Source organism: Mucilaginibacter pineti (genome assembly GCF_900101875.1).
Lineage (GTDB): Bacteria > Bacteroidota > Bacteroidia > Sphingobacteriales > Sphingobacteriaceae > Mucilaginibacter > Mucilaginibacter pineti.
Map to the genome: position 1 here is coordinate 1 of NZ_FNAI01000002.1, position 19,967 is coordinate 19,967.

Genomic DNA, 19,967 nt, shown 5'->3' on the forward strand with positions numbered 1-19,967 from the left:
ACAAATAGGTAACCCTTCCAGGGCACAGGTTGCAATTGTTTCAATTCTTCCCAACACTTGTGGGCTCCAGCCGAGTGACCACTATTAGCAGGCCTATGGCCTGCGAGTACTAACCGGCTCTGCTACCGGTTCGACTCACCCCGGCTACGCTTCGCTGGCCGACCCTCTCTCCGGCTTCGCCGCAAAGAGGGTGGAGAAGTTTTCCTTTATTCAATAAATATCCACTAATCCATCCCCTCTTTCCGCCGTAGGCGAAGGGTGGTATAGCGCAGCGCCGACCGGGTTAGTAAATCGATTCACCATTCTTTAATAAATTGTTATAATCTACCATCAATTACCTATTTTCGGCAATAATAACCCTGTCAATCACAACACCTTATTATGAATCTTTACAAAAAAGTTACACCTGTATTTTTCCTGTTTATTGCAAGCTGCTGCAGCCTGTTTGCCCAGGAGGCAAAGCTACCTACACAGTGGACAACCGCCGCTATGCAGGCCGCCGTTCCCTTATCAGAATATCCGAGGCCGCAGTTACAGCGTAACGATTGGCTGTGCCTTAATGGTAAATGGGATTACCTGGGTGGCAAAACCGCCCCCGATGCTTTGAACCCTGAAAAGCAGGCATCATTTAGCGCTACGCCGGATAAAATACTGGTACCCTATTGCCCCGAATCTGTATTGTCTGGTGTGCAACGGAAACAAGAGATTAATATGTGGTACCGTCGTACTTTTGATGTGCCTGCAAAATGGCAAAACAAACAGGTAATTATTCATTTTGAAGCGGTGGATAACGACGCCACCATTTTTGTGAATGGCAAAAAAGCGGGTACGCACGCGGGCGGGTACGATTCTTTCAGCTTCAACATCACCCCATATCTGAAAAAAGGGACAAACACGCTTGTTGTGGCCGCACAGGATTTAAACGATGGCAGAACACCGTCCGGTAAAAACGGACCGCGTGGCGATTATACTTTTTCATCCGGCATCTGGCAAACCGTTTGGCTGGAACCCGTGAACAAATCCTATATCACAAAAATATACATGACTCCAGAGTTGGATAAAAGCCGCTTAAAGCTGTTGGTTTATGCAGAAGGCGGAGGCAAGGTGTCGGCAGTCGCACTCAATAACGGAAAGGTAGTTTCAAAAGCCGATGGTTCTGACGAAACTTTTTATCTGCCGATAGCTAACCCCATTTTATGGTCGCCAGACTCACCTTTTTTATATGATTTGAAATTTACACTTTATAATGCAGATGGAAGCGAGGCCGATGAGGTTAAAAGCTATTTCGGGATGCGCGATATTAAACTGGGCAAACTTGATGGCGTGGTGAGGCCGCTGATCAACGGTAAATTTGTTATGCAGCTTGGCCTGCTTGATCAAGGTTATTGGCCCGATGGCGTTTTAACCGCCCCAACAGAAGAGGCTCTGAAATTTGATATAGAGTTCACCAAAAAGGCAGGGTATAACCTCATTCGTAAGCATATGAAAACCGAGCCGAACCGTTTTTACTATTGGGCCGATAAAATGGGGCTACTGGTTTGGCAGGACATGCCGGCCATCTGGTACCCCAACGAAGACACCATCAAAGTGAGGCCGGCCTACCTGCGGCAAATGAGGGCCATAATTGACCAACATTACAATTCGCCATCTATAATTACATGGGTGCCTTTTAATGAAAATTGGGGTGCTTTTAAGGTGAAGGAAATCACCAGTTGGATTAAGAATTATGACCCATCGCGATTGGTGAATGGCAACTCGGGTTTCAACAATAATCCCGACTATCAGAAAGCTTACGGCGACCCCGGCAATGGCGATTACGTAGATACGCATATTTACATAGGCCCCAATGGAGCTTCAGAGCCGGATGCCCATCGTGCGGCTTCTTTAGGAGAATTTGGCGGTGTTGGCCTGTTTGTACGTGGGCATATGTGGCCGGTAGAAAACAACGCATATGATTTGCAAGCAACCAAAAGCTCACTTACCGACCGTTATGTTCTATTGCTTGATCAGGTAGAGCAGCTCATGAAATACAAGGGCCTCAGCGTAGCCGTATATACCCAAACCACCGATGTAGAACACGAAGTGAACGGTGTGCTTACCTATGATCGTGCCGTTGAAAAAATGGAACTACAAAGGATAAAGGAGGTGAATGAGGCGGTGATTAAAGCAAGTTATAAGATGAATAAGTAAGGGATTATCCATTGTAATCTAAAGAATGTCATTGCTTCGTACCTCAGCAATGGCATTCTTTATTATGTCTTTGCCCACAATGTTTCGACAAGCTCAACATGACAGCCCCTCTTATAAGACTTACGAAGTTTTTAAAACTTCGTAAGTCTGGAATTCTAATAAATATAATGTAAAACAATCGGCTCTGCAAACGTTTCGACTCACCCCGGCTCCGTTTCGCTGGCCGACCCTCTCTCCGGCTTCGCCGCAAAGAGGGTGAGGAAGGTTTATTTTTGTTTTACTTTTAATAATCTCAAATTATGTAAACCCCTCTTTCCGCCGCAGGCGGAGAGAGGGTGGTCCAGCGAAGCGTCGACCGGGTGAGTCGTAACCTTGGTTAGTTTACATCGATATTCCCCTAATTTATCTTCACGGACGATACCACATCATTGGCATTTGGCGATAGCGTGGTAAAGTTTGAATTGCTTGATGTAAGCACCCATGAATTACCGGTAAAATTATCATCGCTGTACATGGTTACCGTCCATCCGGCAGGTATTTTTACGGATGATGCCCAGTCGTTTATAAAACCATAGGCCTGCAATTGCGATAGCGTGTAGTTACCCTTTGGCAAAGTGCCATTGGCCGCGCCTAAATAATTTGCATCCTGAAAAAAATTAACCCCCGTTTGCGTGCCGGTAGCGTTAAAAACCGTAGCCTGGCTGTAAAGGTTGTTGGATACGCTGGTTAAGTACGTATGCGAATCGACATTGGGCAGGTTGTAATACAGGTAAATGCCATAATTGTTACTTACAGTTTGCGTAGCCAATGACGCTGCGGTGCCCGAGCTGGTGCTTTGAATATCAATAGCGGCCGGCCCTAAATTAGCGGCGCTTAATCCCGGTACGCTTGGAACCGAGTAGGTGCCGTAAATGGCGTTCCAACTGTAATTAACCTTCGAGCCAACGGTAACGCCGTTAAAGCTCAGGCGAGATGCCGCCGGGCCATAAAAATAAAACGAGATGATCTTGTTGGGTAGGAGGGTACGCAAGGCTGTAACCAGGTACACAAATGAGCTGGAGTTTGGCTGCCCGGTTCCGTTGGTCCCGTAATCGGCGTATTCATCGTCAAAGTCGATACCGTCAAGTCCGTAGGTGTTAACCGCGTTTGCCAGCAGCTGGGCATAGTCGGCAGCTGCCTGCTGGGTAGGGAAATTGGTGATACCTGCGCCCTGGTGGTTTCCCAGTATCGAAAGTAAAACCTTGATACCCTTGGCCTGCAACGGACGGATATACGTAGTTTGATTGCTCAATACATTAGTTACCTGCGTATTAAAAAAAAGCTCGGCCTTTTGGGTGGTGGTATTGTAGTTAATGTTGGCGGCAAATATAATGGCGATATCAAAAAGCTGCTGCCCGCTGGCCAGGGTGTAATTACCCACATTTCTAATGTCGTTATTGTTCACTTCTACATAACAAACGCCTTTGGGGCCGCTATGGCCAATAGCATTGGTTTGCAGTTTTGATTTTGCGGCGGCAGCATCCACGGCCGGATTTGGCAGAGGGGCTTCTGTTTTTTTACAGGCTGTTGTGTAAAGCATGGCCAGGCCAAACAAGGCTACCAGGTTTCTGGAAACCGTTACAGTTAGTTGTTTTCTCATAATTTGATTGGTTTTTTTGGTAAAAAAATATTAGATGTATTTAAGGTTTTGAAAATGGTTTATACACAGGTAAGCAGTTTATCTGGTTAATTGGTTTCGGTAAAATAGTGGCGTATACATTAGGGAGGGTATACGCAGGTATTGGTTTATATTGTATTGGTTAATAACAATTAACTACTATAACGTTTTAGTTGGTATTAATGTTTCGCCATAATTAACAAAGTATAAGTGCTTTAGCGTGTTACAGTGCGCGGCAATTAAGTGGTTTGCCTTTTTTATTTTATTGCTTACTTTTAGGCATAAATAAGTTCAATGAAAAAAACGCTCGTTTTATCGCTCTGCTTTTTGCTGGCAGCTGTTTGTCTGTATGCTCAACCTCAAAATCCCGATGCCGATTATATAAAGGTCAACTACCAGAAATTTGAATACCAGATACCAATGAGGGACGGAAAAAAGCTGTTCACATCGGTATATGTGCCAAAAGATAAAACCAAGAAATATCCTATCATGATGGATAGGACACCCTACAGCGTTGCGCCTTACGGTGTTGATCTGTACAAGGGGGGGCTGGGGCCATCGCCGTTATTTTTGCATGACGGTTTTATTTTTGTTTATCAGGATGTACGCGGCCGCTGGATGAGCGAAGGCATTTATGAAGAAATGACCCCCGAAAAGGAAGTACACAAAACTAAAAACGATGTAGATGAGGGTACCGATACCTATGATACTATTGACTGGCTGCTAAAGCATTTACCCAACAACAATGGTAAGGTGGGCGTGTGGGGTATTTCTTATCCCGGTTTTTATACTACTACGGCATTGCTTAGTCGTCACCCGGCCCTTGTTGCTGCATCGCCGCAGGCACCCATTGCAGATCTGTATCGCGATGATGCTTTTCATAACGGCGCTTTTATGCTGGTTGCCAACTTTGGTTTTTATCCAGGTTTCACTAATAGGCAGGATGATAAACCCACCCAGCGCCGTGCCACCGGTTTTGACGCTGGTACACCCGATGGATACGATTTTTTCATGAAGATGGGCTCGGTAAAAAACTCAAATGATAAGTATTATAAAGATACCATCCGCCTATGGAACGAGATGCTGGATCATCCCAATTACGATCAGCATTGGAAAGACAGGAACGTGCTGTACCATCTGCATGATATCAAAACCGCAGTATTGGTTACCGGGGGATGGTATGATGCCGAGGATTTGTACGGTGCTGTAAATACATATAAAACCCTGGTTAAGGAAAATCCTAAAACTCCGGTTTACTTTGCCATGGGCCCCTGGGTGCATGGCGGCTGGTCGCGCGGGGATGGCGACCATTTAGGCGATGTAGGTTTTGGCGGTCCAACCGGTCCGTTTTACCGGGAAAAGATAGAATTTGCTTTCTTCAGTCATTACTTAAAAGGCACTAATTTAGATCTGGCGCCGGTATCAACCTTTGAAACCGGACTTAACAGTTGGAAAACCTATAACGTGTGGCCGCCAAAAGAGGCTGCCGAAAAAAGCCTGTACTTGCTGCCCGGCGGTAAGCTGTCTTTTGATGCCCCGGCTACAGGCGGCGAAAGCTTCGACGAATTTATATCAGACCCCAACAAGCCGGTGCCGTTCATTAACGGTATTGATGATGATATGAAGCGCGAGTACATGACCGGCGATCAGCGTTTTGCGGCTCAAAGGCCCGATGTGCTAACCTACACAACCGACGTATTGGATAAAGATGTTACCATTGCCGGTAATATATGGGCCAATCTAAAGGTATCAACCACGGGTACCGATGCTGACTGGGTTGTTAAAGTAATTGACGTATATCCCGATTCTACAAAAAACGATAAATGGACGGGTAAGGACGCGCATCTTGGTGGTTACCAGCAAATGGTACGCAGCGAAGCCATGCGCGGCAAGTTTCGTAACAGTTTTGAAAAACCCGAGCCATTTGTGCCCGGCCAGGTTACGCCTGTTAATTTCGAACTGCAGGATGTGCTGCATACCTTTAAAAAAGGTCACCGCATGATGGTGCAGGTACAAAGCACCTGGTTTCCGCTTATCGACAGGAATACCCAGCAGTTTCAGGATATTATGAAAGCTAAGGACACCGACTTTAAAAAGGCTACCCACAAGGTATATCATTCAAAAGATGAAGCCAGCTTTTTAAAGGTGCGGGTAATAGAATAAAGGGTAATGAAAAATTACCTTTTTATATTATTGATAGTTGCTGCTACAAATGGATTTTGCCAGGTTAAGGTGGAGAATAATGTACAGTACAAAACGGTGAAGTTGAAAGCTGATGACGGTGTTTTTTTGTCTTTAAAAAGATTGGCACAAAAGCGTATGCCGGAGTTTGTGGACAGTTTAAAAAAGAATGGTGCCGATTATAAGAATTTTCGATTTATTGTAAAGTCTGATTTTGTTGAGCAGGGCAGCCATGAACATATGTGGTCGCGGGTATTTGTTTACAATAAAGAGGTGTTTAAGGCAATTTTTATCGATTCGCCATTTACAATTAAAAACATTAAGACTGGCGATAAAATCCTAATCAGAAAATCAGATATTGAAGATTGGGTCATTTACAAAAATGAAGTTAAAGTTGCTGGTGACTTTTCTGAGAAGTATCTTAATAGTAAACAATAACATCGCAATAAATTTTTAATGTAGCGTTCAACATCTCTCTGTCGTAATATTATAAAACCTACAATTGTTATGACCAAGAGAATTTTTTTCCTGCTGCTGATTGCGGCATTTAGTGCCTGCAACAAAAATAACCGTATAAAACCGGGTTGCTCTACCGGGATCTGCACCGATCTTTTTGCAACCATCAATATCCATTATGTAGATCATACCGGGGCCGGTATCGGCGTAAAGAATTTCATCGTAAAAAACCTGCGTACAGGTTTGCCGGTAAAAGCCGGCGGTGGGTTTGACTACGGCGCATCATCGGGCATAAGGTCAGTAGCCGATGATGGTAACCTGAACGAATTTTCTTTGGAAGGGGATGAAGTACAGGTATCGGCCACCGATTCCTTAACTAACCAAACAATAGTAAGCACCCTGAAAATTAGTGGCGGCTGCACCTGCCACATCGAAAAACTATCCGGCCCGGATACGGTGAAGTTTGATTAAGACAGCCAATAAAATATAAACTTGTCATTTTTTTAATTAATTCCTTGCACCCGTTTTTAACGAGTGCAAGGAATTTCCCAACGTTTGCAACACTTCTTCGCGATACAGTCAACTCCCAATCCTGCCCCCATCAGCATAAATACCAAGTGGTACCAGGTGTATACCAATTATGTATTTTGTAAGTAATACATTAGTGGCATGTTTATGAAAAATAAACAAAACCATCATGAAAAAGCTACTGATTATTGCGCTGTTTTGCATTTACAGTATTAACTGCATAGCTCAAAAACGCCCTCCTGTGCTACCAGCCGTTGGGTATGGCGACAATTATATTTATTCCATATCGCCACCGGGTTCAAACATTGGTTTGGATATGACGATAGACAAATACACACAATGGGTACAATATAACAACAATGTAGCTAACCAACCTTTAACAAATTATGTGCTTTTAGGAGGTGCGAAGAAGATAAAACTTTATATGGTTGCTCTAGTAAAGGATATGAATGATTACCGGTACAATATAATAGCCAATGACAGTACCTTACTTGTTACCAATGCCATCCCTAAACATGCCTTTCGTTACGTAGCGAATGGCAGATCGCAGATAGATCTGGGAGAATTTAACATTGATGACAAAAAACTCACCGTAGAAATTTATAAACTTAGCGAAAGGAGCAAGGTAAGTACCGTAACCATTTATAATAAGGAGATAAAGCCAGCCGAAATTATTCAGACCACACTAAAACGTTATTTTATTAAGAGTAGAGGAGAGGGTGTTGAAATGCAGGATTATAAAAATGACTTTAAGTTTCAGATCAACGACGGTAAGAATAATAATGTAACCGGTGTTATTGTGGTAACCAAGCCAACCGACCTTACTTTTATATACCATGTTTATTTAAAAAACTTGGCCACAGGTAAAACTGTACACGTTTCAAACGATTGGATCTATGGTTATTTTGTAGGAAGTGCCTATATAGATATAGATGCGTCTTACTTTAGTACCCCCGGCAAGTACCAGGTCATTATCATACCCGGTAAATCTTCCGGCGATTGGGCCTTTTTAACCAAGTATTTTCCGGAGAAAACAAGGCGGATAAACTTTACGGTACTGGAATCGGGCAGGGTTTACCAGGAAAAAATTGTGGTGAGAGCCGGAGTGTTAATTCTACTGGCTATTTTATTGATACCGGGCCTGCTGTTTTACTTCATCAAAAAACGGAATCGCCGTAAACTATTGGCCGCGCAGCAGCAAAAGGATATGGCGCAGGTGCAGTTAAGCGCGGTGCGGTCGCAATTGAATCCTCATTTTATGTTCAACGCGTTATCGGGCATTCAAAATCTCATGAACAAGAACGAGGTTGACCAGGCCAATCGCTATCTGGCCAAATTTGCCCGCATCACCCGCAGCATATTAAATAATAAGGAGCTCACCAGTCTGGCCGATGAAAAAAACCTGCTTGATGATTACCTGCAGATGGAGCAGCTGCGCTTTGGCTTTTTGTATAAAATTGAGATAGACGAACACATCAGCCCCGAAAACGTGGAGATCCCGGCAATGCTGCTGCAGCCCTTTGCCGAAAATGCTGTTAAACATGGCGTGGCAGATATGGGTAAAAACGGCTATATTTATATAAAGATGATGGCTAATGGCAAGGATCTGATACTCACCATTACCGATAACGGCAAAGGTTTCGATCCCGCAAAGCAAAACGATGGCTTGGGCATAGCGCTTGTTAAAAAACGGGTGACCTTGCTCAATACGGTTTACCAGTCGTCGCCGGTTTGGCTGGATATTACATCGGCGCCATCAAACACAGTAATAACGTTTACCCTAACCCAATGGCTGTAAAATGATAACGGCAATTATAATTGATGATGAACCATCAAACATCGAAAACCTGTGGGCTTTGCTTCAAAAGCATTGCCCGCAGGTTAATGTATTTGCCGGCGCGGGCGATGTGGCAACTGCCGAGAAGCAGATCAGCCAGCACCAGCCCGATCTGCTGTTCCTGGATATTCAGCTAAAGGACGAAACCGGGTTCGATTTGTTAAAGTTGCTGCCGGTAAAGAACTTCGAGGTGATATTTGTAACCGCCTTTGACCATTACGGCATACAGGCCATAAAATACGCCGCCCTTGATTACCTGCTGAAACCCGTTGATATTGATGAGCTTACCCAGGCCGTTGCCAAAGCCGAACTAAAGGTAAAGAGCAGACAAAGCAACCAGCAACTTGAATTTTTGATCAGTAATTTAAAAAAGGACGACGCGCCGCTTTTAAAAATTGCCCTGCCGCAGCAAAAGGAAATAAGGTACGTGCTGGTTAGCAATATCATTCGCTGCGAAGCCGACGACACCTACACCTTTTTCTTTTTAAACGACGGCGACAAGATCCTGGTATCAAAACCCCTAAAAGAATACGCCGATCTGCTGCAGCCTAACGGATTTTTACGTACCCATCAAAGTCATTTGGTGAACGTTAGCCACATCCGCAGCTGGCTTAAGGAAGATGGCGGAACCCTGCAAATGGAGGACGGCAGTAAAGTCCCCGTATCAAAACCCAACCGTGAAAGGGTAAAGGCGGGGATAGCGGGGTTGTTTGTTTAGGGTGTATAAGCTTCATAAGAGCAGTGTGCTATTCAAATAAGTTTGTCATTTCAATACGAGGAACGAGTGAGAAACTATCTCTTGAGCGATAGCGAAAAATCTTATGCGGTATTAAAAGGCGCTATGCTTATCCGATATGTATGAAGTATAAGATTTCTCCCTGCGGTCGAAATGACAACCTTATTATTAGTATTAATTAAAAATCACAAAAGGCTGGTTATTTTAAAATAGCCGGCCTTTTTTTGTGTATCTGCCCTAAATATCGCTAACCCCCTGCTGCCTAAAAACTTATAACCGCGCCAAAATAAGCCCAAAAATGTTGAAAACTTTTTGGTGGTAGATTGTGGTAAATTGTGGTAAAAGAAAATTACTTTTACTCATTAAATTAAGCCATAGTCATATAATGTCTCATTTAACAGGAGAATTTAATTGTAAACTGGATGCCAAAGGGCGGATGATGATCCCTGCAGGCCTCAAAATTCAGCTTCCCGAAGCTGAAAAGGAGGGCCTTATGATCAATCGCGGCCTGGAAAAGTATCTGGCTATTTACACTAAATCTGAATGGGACAAAAGACTTGACGAATTAAGCAAACTTAACGAATACGACAGACAAAATAACCGCTTTGTAAGGTATTTCATGGGTGGCGCAACACCGCTCATCCCAGATTCTACCGGCCGGGTGCTGTTACCAAAGTCGCTGCTTGATTTTGCAGGCATAGGTACCGATGTGGTATTAACCTGTATGTTAAACAAAATTGAGGTTTGGGATAAGGCTGCCCATACCGAGATGATAAACAACGAGCCTGATAATTTTGCGGAACTGGCCGAAGCGGTAATGGGTAATAAGGCAGGGAGGATAAATGAGTGAGTACCATGTACCGGTAATGCTGGCCGAATGTATTGAAGGCTTAAACATCAAAAAGGATGGAACCTATGTTGATGTAACCTTTGGCGGCGGCGGTCACTCGCGCGAAATTATGAAGCACCTGGGGCCCGATGGTCAGTTGCTGGCTTTTGACCAGGATGCCGATGCGCAGCAAAATATAATTGACGACGATCGTTTTGTTTTTATCGATCAGAATTTTCGTTACCTGAAAAACTTTTGCCGCCTGCATGGTGCTATCCCCGTTGATGGGATCCTGGCCGATCTGGGTGTTTCATCGTACCAGTTTGACCAGGCCGAGCGCGGGTTTTCCATTCGCTTTGATGCCGAACTGGATATGCGCATGAATCAGCTTGGTGATCTTACGGCTAAGGATGTAGTAAATAATTATACCGGTGCCGAACTGCACCGCATTTTTGGAATATACGGCGAAATTCAAAACGCCAAATCACTGGCCGAAACAATTGTTACCGCAAGGCTTAACGCCCCTATAGTAACCATTGCCGATTTAAAGAATGCCATTATTAACCGTATACCAAAAGGCAAAGAAAATAAATACCTGGCGCAAGTGTTCCAGGCTTTACGCATAGAGGTTAACCAGGAGCTGGAAGCCCTTAAAGAGTTTTTAGTACAGGCGGCAGATGTGCTGGCTGTTGGCGGCAGGTTGGTAGTAATGTCATACCACTCGCTGGAAGACAGGCTGGTGAAAAACTTCATCGCCAAAGGCAAATTCAGCGGCGAGGTAGAAAAAGATCTATACGGAAATAACAACCGGCCGCTTGATGCGGTAAGCCGCGGGGCCATAACGGCATCGGCAGATGAGATAAGTAATAATAACAGGGCACGCAGTGCTAAATTAAGAATAGCTGTAAAAAAATGACCAATCGTTTACGTACAGAAATTCAGGACGAAGAAATTGAACAAGAAATTGTTGTGGAAGAAAAGCGCCCGCGCGAAATTCCCGATAATTTTTTTACGCAGTTTTTTTCAAGAAAGTTTATCAGTACCGAGCGGGCTACCAACGCCCTGCCGTTTGTGTTGTTTATTGCCTTTTTAGGCATGGTGTATATTGGTAATATGCACCTTGCCGAAAAAACCATTCGCCAGATTGATGTTTTAAACAGGGACGTAAGGGAGCGCGGCTGGGATTTTAAAACCAGCAAGGCCGATATGGCCTTTAAAAGCACCTTAACAGAAGTTGCCAAGCGTGCTGATACATTGGGCATCAGACAATCTGTTGATCCGCCAAGAAAAGTAACAGTGAAGGAGGCAGAGGATGGGAATTAGGACCAATATACTTTTAAGGGTGTATATCGCTTTCGGGCTGATATTGTTTTTCGCGCTGGCGGTAGTGATACAGCTTTGCCGTGTGCAGTTTGTACAAGGCAAAAAGTGGAAAGCGATGGCCGTAAGTCTATCGGCCCAGTACCAAACGGTTGAGGCCGCAAGGGGTAATATATTTTCTTCGGATGGTAGTTTGTTAGCTACATCCGTACCGGAGTATGAGTTGCACATGGATATGCTGGCCGGCGGTATTGCTGTTGATAGCGTATTTAATGATAATGTTGATATACTGGCCGCCAACCTGTCTGCCATGTATGGCGACAGGAGTGCCCGCGATTATTCAAGGGTATTGCGTGCGGCCCGTAATGAAGGTTCGCGCTACCAATTGTTAAGGCGTAAGGTAACTTACCAGGAACTGAAGAAAATTCGCGAGTTCCCGATTTTTAAATCGCGCAAAACAAAAAACTGCCTGATAGTTATTCAGCAAAACAGGCGTATAAGGCCTTTCCGTTCGTTAGCGGCGCGTACCATTGGTTACAAAAACGAAAACGTTAACAATGCCGTAGGGCTTGAAGGCGCTTATTCGTCATACATAAACGGCGAAAGCGGCAGGCGTTTAATGCAGCGTATTCCCGGCGGTACCTGGATGCCGGTTAACGACGATGAAGAAATAGCAGCAAAAGAGGGTGCCGATATTATATCAACCATCAACGTAAACTACCAGGAAATTGCGCAGGCTGCATTATTGAGGCAACTGGATTCAAGCGCGGCCGATCATGGTTGTGTAGTGCTGATGGAAGTTGCCACCGGCGAAGTTAGGGCCATTGCCAATTTTACCCGCACAAAGGAGGGTACCTACGAGGAAAAAATGAACTACGCCATCAGCAATGCTATTGACCCGGGTTCAACCTTTAAGTTGGCTTCGTACATGACCATGCTTGATCAGCATAAACTGGATACCAGCACTATAATAAATGCCGAAGGTGGCAGATATAAATTCCCCAAAGGACCAACCATTACCGATACCGAGCATGACAACTATGAAATGAGTGTTAAGCGCGCGTTCGAGGAATCATCAAACGTAGCGGCAGCGAAATTGGTGTTCAGCAATTACAAGGATAATCCATGGCAGTTCATCAATAAGCTGTACAGCTATCATTTAAATGAAAAGTTGAAGCTGCAGATTCACGGCGAGGGGCAACCGGTAATTAAAAATCCGTCAAACCGCAGCTGGAATAAGAACTATACCCTGCCCGAAATGGCATACGGTTATGAAATGAACCTTACCCCGCTGCAAATGCTGGCATTTTACAATTCGGTAGCCAATAACGGCAAACTGATAGCGCCAATTTTTGTAAAGGAGATCCGCAGGATGGGTAACACCATCGAGCAGTTTCAGGCAAGGGTTATTACCGAAAAAGTATGTTCGGATGTTACACTTGGCAAAGTAAGGGGCATGCTTGAGGGAGTGGTACTTAACGGTACGGGTAAAAACGTTATCAAAAATAAACTATACAGCGTGGCCGGTAAAACCGGTACGGCGCAGGTAGCTAACGGCACAAAAGGTTATAAGGACAAAAAATACCAGGCCTCTTTTTGCGGTTATTTCCCTGCCGATCATCCAAAATACTCGATGATAGTGGTAATTAATAACCCTACAAGAGGAGCGTATCTGGCTGCAAAGGTAGCTGGTCCGGTTTTCAGGGCTGTTGCCGATAGGGTTTATGCCAATGATATGGAGATCAACCAATCTCCACCGGCAAACATAGTGGGTAACACCACCATGCCAAAGGTAAAACAAGGCAACATGAAAGCCCTGAAACAGGTTTACAGTAAGCTGGGTGTAAAACAATTATACGCATCGGCAAATGCGCGCGGCAACGGGATTGATACCAGCAACGGTATCCCGTTTGAAGAAGTTAAATATAAAGAAGGTACAGTACCCGGTGTAACAGGGATGGGACTTAGCGATGCCCTTTATGTATTGGGTAACGCGGGTTATAAAGTAACGGTACGCGGCAGCGGCGTAGTAACCACACAATCGGTTACCGGCGGCAGCTCAATACCAAGGGGATCACGTATAACAATTGAACTGCAATGAAGTATTTAAGCGATATAATTGAAGGCCTGGCCTTCACCGAGCTGCAGGGCAGTGCCGATGTGGAAATCACTTCGGTAACTTTTGATTCGCGCAAGGTAACCGCGGGAACCTTGTTCGTAGCCGTAAAAGGTACCCTTGTTGATGGGCACGATTATATTGAACAGGCCGTAAAAAATGGCGCTATTGCCGTTATTTGCGAAGACCTGCCCGCCCATACAGCCAACGAAGTTGATTTTTTAATGGTGGCCGATTCTGCAAAAGCGTTAAGTCTTGTGGCTGCAAACTTCTACGATAATCCATCGGCACAATTGAAGCTGGTTGGGGTAACAGGTACCAATGGTAAAACCACTATTGCTACACTATTATACCAGTTATTCAGAAATCTGGGATATAAATGCGGCTTGTTATCAACCGTAGAAAACCAGATAAACGGAACCGTAATAGCATCAACCCATACCACGCCCGATCCTGTTGAACTTAATAGTTTGCTTGACGAAATGGTGGCCCAGGGTTGCGATTATTGCTTTATGGAAGTAAGCTCGCACGCCATAGCACAGCATCGCGTAGCAAACCTGCATTTTTCTGGCGGGGTGTTCAGTAACCTTACGCATGACCATCTTGATTACCATAAAACATTTGATAGCTATTTAAAAGCCAAGAAAACGTTTTTTGATAACCTGCCAAAAAGCGCCTTCGCCCTTACCAATAGCGACGATAAGAACGGTAATGTAATGCTGCAAAATACGCAGGCCCATAAAAAAACCTACGGATTGAAAAGCATGGCCGACTATAAGGCCCGCATCCTGGAAAATCAGTTTGGTGGCTTGTTGTTGCATATCGACAGTGAAGAAGTTTGGTTTAAAATGGTAGGCACATTCAACGCCTATAATTTACTGGCCGTGTATGCTACCGCTATGTTATTAGAGCAGGATAAAGCTAAAGTGCTAACCAGCCTGAGCAAACTTACCGGTGCCGAAGGCAGGTTTGAATACATTGTTGCCCCAAACAAGGTAATAGGTATTGTTGATTATGCCCACACGCCAGATGCCGTACAAAACGTACTGAGCACCATTCACGATATCCGCAAGGGAACCGAAAAGGTAATTACGGTTATTGGCTGCGGCGGCGACAGGGATAAAACCAAACGCCCAATTATGGCCCGTGTTGCTTGCGAGTGGAGCGATAAGGTGATCCTTACCGCAGATAATCCAAGATCAGAAGATCCCGCGCAGATCATCAAGGATATGGAAGAGGGTGTTGACCCGGCATTTAAACGCCATACCGTAAACATTATTGACAGGAGGGAAGCCATTAAAACGGCCTGCCTGCTTGCCAAACCCGGCGATATTATACTGATAGCCGGCAAGGGACACGAAAAATACCAGGAAATAAACGGAGTGAAAAATCACTTTGATGATATGGAAGAACTGGAAGAACAATTTAAAGAAATGTTGTAGATGTGCAGATATGCAGATTATAGATGTGCAGATTTCAAATTTCAGATGTGCAGATTATAGATGTGCAAATTTCAAATTTCAGATGTGCAGATTTTAAATTTTAAATGAGAAGGATTAGTGAGAAAGGGATGATAAATAAATGAATTGAATAAAGAATGAGTGATAGGCCTAACCTGATTTTGGATCTGACATTTGAGTTTTCATTGAAGATAATTGGTTTTACCGAGAAGCTTGAGGCTCAAAGAAAGTTCAATATGGCAAATCAGCTTTTCAGTAGCGGCACATCAATAGGAGCGAATGTTTGTGAGGCGCAGGGCGCGCAAAGTAAAAGTGATTTTAAACATAAATGTAAAATAGCATACAAAGAAGCCGAAGAAACAAGATACTGGTTAATGTTATGTCAAAAAGCAGAAAGCTATCCATTTGATGAATCGATGCTTACCGATATACAATCAATAGTAAAAGTTTTAGGAAAGATTATATCATCAACTAATTAATAATATAGCTAACAAAAATTAACGAATTAAAAATATAAACCTGCAAGTAATCATTTTTCAATTGGCATATCTATAATCTGCATATCTGAAATCTGAAATCTGCACATCAAAAAAGCAATGCTTTACTACTTATTTACTTACTTAAATAAAAACTTCAGTATTCCTGGTTCGGGGGTGTTTCAGTACATCACGTTCCGTATGGCGCTGGCTGTAATAACATCGTTGCTGATAACAACAGTATATGGTCGCAGGCTTATTGATTATTTGCGGTTTAAACAAGTAGGCGAAACGGTAAGGAATTTAGGACTGGAAGGTCAAATGCAAAAATCGGGCACGCCAACAATGGGCGGACTCATCATTTTACTGGGGATCCTGGTGCCAACACTGTTGTTTGCCAAACTGGGTAACATATACATCATCCTGATGCTGATCACCACCGTATGGCTGGGCGCTATCGGTTTTCTTGACGATTATATAAAGGTATTTAAAAAGAATAAAGAAGGCTTAGCCGGTAAGTTTAAGATCATAGGCCAGGTTGGCCTTTCGCTCATCATCGGGTGGACAATGTATTTCAATACCGACATCGTAATAAGACAGGAAGTAAAACTCCCGGTAAAGGCAGATGCGCCGGTAGATTATCATATGAAGCGCAACGTGCCGGTTTATACCCAGGATGTGCATTCTACCAAAACCACCATGCCTTTTTATAAGAACAATGAGTTTGATTACGCCAAGGTATTAAAGTTCATGGGTTCGGGATATGAGCAGTATGCGCTGGTGGTATTTCTGTTCTTCGTGATCATCATTATCACCTTTATATCAAACGGGGCAAATATTACCGACGGGATCGACGGCCTGGCCACGGGTACATCGGCAATAATAGGGATAACGCTGGCACTGCTGGCCTATGTATCCGGTAACATGGCCATGGCCGATTACCTGAACATTATGTTCATCCCCGATTCTGGCGAGCTGGTAATTTTTGCCGGTGCGTTTGTGGGTGCGTGTGTAGGCTTTTTGTGGTACAATTCATACCCGGCACAAGTGTTCATGGGCGATACCGGAAGTTTAGCCATAGGTGGTATCATAGCTGTTTTTGCTATCATGATTCGTAAGGAACTGATGCTGCCCGTATTGTGCGGCGTTTTTTTAGTCGAGAATTTTTCGGTTATCATACAGGTAGGCTGGTTTAAATACACCAAAAGGAAACGTGGCGAAGGTCGCAGGGTATTCCTGATGGCCCCGCTGCATCACCATTACCAGAAAAAGGGTTTCCACGAAGCAAAAATTGTAACCCGCTTTTGGATCATCGGTATACTGCTGGCCATTTTAACGGTAATAACATTGAAGTTGAGATAGCGGAGGAGATTCAAGAATCAAGAGATAAGAATCAAGACAAAAAGGAATAAGGAAAAAAGATAAAGGACTGATAGACAAAAGATAGTAAAGAAACAATGAACCAACAAGAACAAACACCACACACCACACATCACACACCTCAGAGGATAGCCATCCTCGGTGCGGGCGAAAGTGGTGTGGGTGCAGCATACCTTGCGCAGCAGCAGGGTTATGATGTTTTTGTGTCGGATTTTGGGCCTATTGCAGATCATTACAGGCAACAGCTGGAAGACTGGAAGATCAGCTTTGAGGAAAAACAACATACCGAAGAACTGATCCTTAATGCGGATGAAGTAATTAAAAGTCCGGGGATCCCAGATAAGGCGCCTATCATCAAAAAACTGAAGGAAAAAGGCATCCCGGTTATATCCGAGATTGAATTTGCCGGCAGGTATTGCGATGCAAAGATCGTTGGTATCACAGGATCGAACGGGAAAACCACCACCAGCAGTTTAACCTACCATATATTGAAAAATGGCGGTGTAAATGTTGGCCTGGCCGGTAACATAGGCAAAAGCTTTGCCTACCAGGTGGCTACCGAAAAATTTGACTGGTATGTGCTGGAACTAAGCAGCTTTATGCTTGATGATATGTTTAAATTTAAGGTTGATGTAGCTGTATTGCTCAACATTACCCCCGATCATTTAGACCGTTACGATTACAAGCTGGAAAACTACGCGGCATCAAAATTTCGCGTTACGCAAAATCAAACAGCGCAGGATTATTTTATTTACTGCGCCGATGATCCGGAAACCATTAAAGGAATGGCCGGTCGTAAGTTTGATGCGCAGCAATTACCCTTTTCTATTGAAACTAAGATTGAACCGGGAGCATATCTCGAAAACGACAATATTGTCATAAACACCCAACAAGAACATTTTCAAATGTCAATTAAAGAATTAGCCCTGCAAGGCAAGCACAACATTTACAACTCAATGGCATCGGGCATTGTAGCAAAGGTGCTCGAGCTGCGCAACGATACGATGAGAGAGAGCATGGGCAGCTTTAAAAACATTGCGCATCGCCTGGAGTTTGTTGCCAATATATCTGGCATCCGCTTCATTAACGATTCAAAGGCTACCAACGTTAACTCAACCTGGTACGCGCTTGAAAGCATGACCGACGATGTGGTACTGATATTGGGTGGTGTTGATAAAGGCAACGATTACGATATGCTTAAAGACCTGGTTAAGAAAAAGGTAAAAGCAATTGTATGTTTAGGTAAAGACAATAAACGCATTCATGATGCTTTTGAAGATGATGTAGATGTTATTGTAAACACTGCATCGGCACAGGAGGCAGCGCAGATAGCATTTCACCTGGCTACCAAAGGCGATACCGTTTTGTTATCACCGGCCTGCGCCAGTTTTGACCTGTTCAAGAATTACGAAGATCGCGGCGATCAGTTCAAAGCAGCAGTGAGAGAATTATAGATAGATGTGCAGATGATAGATTTCAGATGTGCAGATGGTAGATTGAAAAATTAATTAGGATCGGGGTAATCCCTAAATCTTAAAAATCAAGGTTCAGACAAAAGGAAAAATAATGCATAGGATACTTAACAATACAAAAGGCGACCGCTGGATATGGCTTATAGTCATATTGCTTTCTGTTATATCCTTATTGGCGGTATACAGTTCAACAGGTACGCTTGCCTTTAAACGTGGCGTTGGGGTCGAATCTATATTGATGAAGCACCTGGCAATGGTTATTGGCGGTATTGGGCTCATGTATATTTCGCACAAGCTGGATTACAGGTATTATGCCGGCTTGTCCAAAATTATGATGATAGTAACCATTCCGCTGTTGTTATATACGCTTGTATTTGGTGCCCGCATCAACGAGGCCAGCCGTTGGATTAATATTCCGGTAATTGGGATCAGCTTCCAAACTTCGGATTTGGCCAAGCTGGCATTAATCACTTACCTGGCCCGTATGCTCTCGCGCAAGCAGGAAAATATAAAGGATGTTAAGGAATCGTTTGTACCTATTATGGGGGCGGTTTGTTTGGTGTTTGTGCTGATAGCGCCCGCCAACTTATCAACCGCGCTGATGCTGTTTGGGGTGAGTGTTTTATTGCTTATTATCGGCCGTATCAGTATCAAGCAAATCTCGCTGGTTTGTGTAGCCGGGTTTATTTTGTTGCTTGGGGTTGTGTTTTTGGGGCCACGCAGGGAAACACGTATTTCCAGGATAAAGACATTTTTGCATCCCGAATTAGCCAAGGCCGATAAGTCATTCCAGTCTGACCATGCAAAGATAGCCATTGCCAGCGGCGGCATTTTTGGTAAAGGCCCGGGCAACAGTACAGAGCGTAACTACCTGCCGGAATCATATTCGGATGAGATCTATGCAATTATAATTGAAGAATATGGCCTCGTAGGTGGAATAGCGCTGGTAGGTATTTACCTGTTTTTATTGTACAGGTGTATAAAAATTGTCACGAAGGCCCCGAAAGCCTTTGGGGCACTGTTAGCTTGCGGCTTAAGTTTTAGCTTAACCATACAGGCATTTGCAAATATGGCAGTAGCCGTAGGACTTGGCCCCGTAACGGGCGTGCCGCTACCCTTTGTAAGTATGGGAGGTACATCAATATTGTTTACCAGCATAGCCTTTGGTATTATACTATCGGTAAGCCGCGATATTGAAGAACCCAAAAAAGTGGTAGTAGGCGAAATAATGACAGCGTAGGTATAATTATTGAATTATTGAATTAGTGAGTTATTGATTGTCAAAAGGGATTAAGGCTTAAGTTTAGAGTTTTCCTTTTTTAGAGTTTA

16 protein-coding genes are annotated in these 19,967 nt (G+C 43.9%); 15 read left to right on the forward strand and 1 reads right to left on the reverse strand.

Features of this window, described 5'->3' with window-relative positions; translation table 11 throughout:
• The first annotated feature begins 381 nt into the window (after window positions 1–381).
• Window positions 382–2,190, forward strand: coding sequence for a glycoside hydrolase family 2 protein (locus BLS59_RS04340; protein ID WP_091145115.1), 1,809 nt, complete (start codon window positions 382–384; stop codon window positions 2,188–2,190).
• A 397-nt stretch (window positions 2,191–2,587) separates the two neighbouring features.
• On the opposite strand, the gene BLS59_RS04345 is transcribed toward BLS59_RS04340, so the two are convergent.
• Window positions 2,588–3,829 carry an endo-beta-N-acetylglucosaminidase H gene (locus BLS59_RS04345; RefSeq protein ID WP_205411186.1) on the reverse strand — a complete coding sequence of 414 codons (1,242 nt, stop codon included), beginning with the start codon at window positions 3,827–3,829 and terminating at the stop codon, window positions 2,588–2,590.
• Between the two features lie 312 nt (window positions 3,830–4,141).
• Here BLS59_RS04345 and BLS59_RS04350 point away from each other — a divergent pair, with 312 nt between their 5' ends.
• From BLS59_RS04350 to BLS59_RS04415, 14 genes are all read left to right on the forward strand, one after another.
• The gene (locus tag BLS59_RS04350; RefSeq protein ID WP_091145118.1) at window positions 4,142–6,010 is read left to right on the forward strand and encodes a CocE/NonD family hydrolase; all 1,869 of its coding nucleotides are present in this window, start codon (window positions 4,142–4,144) and stop codon (window positions 6,008–6,010) included.
• A 6-nt stretch (window positions 6,011–6,016) separates the two neighbouring features.
• Window positions 6,017–6,466: a DUF2314 domain-containing protein gene (locus tag BLS59_RS04355; RefSeq protein WP_091145122.1), complete on the forward strand. Its 450-nt coding sequence runs from the start codon at window positions 6,017–6,019 to the stop codon at window positions 6,464–6,466.
• Window positions 6,467–6,535: 69 nt separating this feature from the next.
• On the forward strand, window positions 6,536–6,955 hold the full coding sequence (locus BLS59_RS04360; RefSeq protein WP_091145125.1) for a hypothetical protein: 420 nt from the start codon (window positions 6,536–6,538) through the stop codon (window positions 6,953–6,955).
• Window positions 6,956–7,181: 226 nt separating this feature from the next.
• The gene (locus BLS59_RS04365; RefSeq protein WP_091145127.1) at window positions 7,182–8,810 is read left to right on the forward strand and encodes a sensor histidine kinase; all 1,629 of its coding nucleotides are present in this window, start codon (window positions 7,182–7,184) and stop codon (window positions 8,808–8,810) included.
• A gap of 1 nt (window position 8,811) precedes the next feature.
• Complete coding sequence (locus BLS59_RS04370; protein WP_240315149.1) at window positions 8,812–9,567, forward strand: LytR/AlgR family response regulator transcription factor; 756 nt, start codon at window positions 8,812–8,814, stop codon at window positions 9,565–9,567.
• Window positions 9,568–9,970: 403 nt separating this feature from the next.
• Entirely contained in the window at window positions 9,971–10,435 is a 465-nt protein-coding gene (mraZ, locus tag BLS59_RS04375) for a division/cell wall cluster transcriptional repressor MraZ (RefSeq protein ID WP_091145129.1), read from the forward strand.
• Window positions 10,428–11,330, forward strand: coding sequence for a 16S rRNA (cytosine(1402)-N(4))-methyltransferase RsmH (rsmH, locus tag BLS59_RS04380; protein ID WP_091145131.1), 903 nt, complete (start codon window positions 10,428–10,430; stop codon window positions 11,328–11,330). Before mraZ ends, rsmH begins: the two co-directional genes overlap by 8 nt.
• Complete coding sequence (locus BLS59_RS04385; RefSeq protein ID WP_091145134.1) at window positions 11,327–11,737, forward strand: FtsL-like putative cell division protein; 411 nt, start codon at window positions 11,327–11,329, stop codon at window positions 11,735–11,737. The genes rsmH and BLS59_RS04385 overlap by 4 nt, the downstream gene beginning before the upstream one ends.
• 19 nt (window positions 11,738–11,756) lie before the next feature.
• Window positions 11,757–13,835 (forward strand): penicillin-binding protein, encoded by a 2,079-nt coding sequence (locus tag BLS59_RS04390; RefSeq protein WP_317039741.1) that lies wholly within the window; start codon window positions 11,757–11,759, stop codon window positions 13,833–13,835.
• Entirely contained in the window at window positions 13,832–15,292 is a 1,461-nt protein-coding gene (locus BLS59_RS04395) for a UDP-N-acetylmuramoyl-L-alanyl-D-glutamate--2,6-diaminopimelate ligase (RefSeq protein WP_091145141.1), read from the forward strand. Before BLS59_RS04390 ends, BLS59_RS04395 begins: the two co-directional genes overlap by 4 nt.
• A gap of 155 nt (window positions 15,293–15,447) precedes the next feature.
• A complete protein-coding gene (locus BLS59_RS04400; RefSeq protein ID WP_091145144.1) occupies window positions 15,448–15,789 on the forward strand; it encodes a four helix bundle protein in 342 nt (113 codons plus the stop codon).
• Window positions 15,790–15,906: 117 nt separating this feature from the next.
• Entirely contained in the window at window positions 15,907–17,148 is a 1,242-nt protein-coding gene (gene mraY / locus BLS59_RS04405) for a phospho-N-acetylmuramoyl-pentapeptide-transferase (RefSeq protein WP_091145148.1), read from the forward strand.
• Between the two features lie 95 nt (window positions 17,149–17,243).
• Complete coding sequence (gene murD, locus BLS59_RS04410) at window positions 17,244–18,620, forward strand: UDP-N-acetylmuramoyl-L-alanine--D-glutamate ligase (protein ID WP_091145152.1); 1,377 nt, start codon at window positions 17,244–17,246, stop codon at window positions 18,618–18,620.
• A 112-nt stretch (window positions 18,621–18,732) separates the two neighbouring features.
• Window positions 18,733–19,878: an FtsW/RodA/SpoVE family cell cycle protein gene (locus tag BLS59_RS04415; RefSeq protein WP_091145156.1), complete on the forward strand. Its 1,146-nt coding sequence runs from the start codon at window positions 18,733–18,735 to the stop codon at window positions 19,876–19,878.
• Window positions 19,879–19,967: the final 89 nt, after the last annotated feature.

What these genes read in the sequence shown, in the direction of transcription:
- BLS59_RS04340 (WP_091145115.1), top strand. Translation starts at nt 382, where the DNA reads ATGAATCTTTACAAAAAAGTTACACCTGTATTTTTCCTGTTTATTGCA.
- BLS59_RS04345 (WP_205411186.1), bottom strand. Translation starts at nt 3,829, where the DNA reads ATGAGAAAACAACTAACTGTAACGGTTTCCAGAAACCTGGTAGCCTTG.
- BLS59_RS04350 (WP_091145118.1), top strand. Translation starts at nt 4,142, where the DNA reads ATGAAAAAAACGCTCGTTTTATCGCTCTGCTTTTTGCTGGCAGCTGTT.
- BLS59_RS04355 (WP_091145122.1), top strand. Translation starts at nt 6,017, where the DNA reads ATGAAAAATTACCTTTTTATATTATTGATAGTTGCTGCTACAAATGGA.
- BLS59_RS04360 (WP_091145125.1), top strand. Translation starts at nt 6,536, where the DNA reads ATGACCAAGAGAATTTTTTTCCTGCTGCTGATTGCGGCATTTAGTGCC.
- BLS59_RS04365 (WP_091145127.1), top strand. Translation starts at nt 7,182, where the DNA reads ATGAAAAAGCTACTGATTATTGCGCTGTTTTGCATTTACAGTATTAAC.
- BLS59_RS04370 (WP_240315149.1), top strand. Translation starts at nt 8,812, where the DNA reads ATGATAACGGCAATTATAATTGATGATGAACCATCAAACATCGAAAAC.
- mraZ (WP_091145129.1), top strand. Translation starts at nt 9,971, where the DNA reads ATGTCTCATTTAACAGGAGAATTTAATTGTAAACTGGATGCCAAAGGG.
- rsmH (WP_091145131.1), top strand. Translation starts at nt 10,428, where the DNA reads ATGAGTGAGTACCATGTACCGGTAATGCTGGCCGAATGTATTGAAGGC.
- BLS59_RS04385 (WP_091145134.1), top strand. Translation starts at nt 11,327, where the DNA reads ATGACCAATCGTTTACGTACAGAAATTCAGGACGAAGAAATTGAACAA.
- BLS59_RS04395 (WP_091145141.1), top strand. Translation starts at nt 13,832, where the DNA reads ATGAAGTATTTAAGCGATATAATTGAAGGCCTGGCCTTCACCGAGCTG.
- BLS59_RS04400 (WP_091145144.1), top strand. Translation starts at nt 15,448, where the DNA reads ATGAGTGATAGGCCTAACCTGATTTTGGATCTGACATTTGAGTTTTCA.
- mraY (WP_091145148.1), top strand. Translation starts at nt 15,907, where the DNA reads ATGCTTTACTACTTATTTACTTACTTAAATAAAAACTTCAGTATTCCT.
- murD (WP_091145152.1), top strand. Translation starts at nt 17,244, where the DNA reads ATGAACCAACAAGAACAAACACCACACACCACACATCACACACCTCAG.
- BLS59_RS04415 (WP_091145156.1), top strand. Translation starts at nt 18,733, where the DNA reads ATGCATAGGATACTTAACAATACAAAAGGCGACCGCTGGATATGGCTT.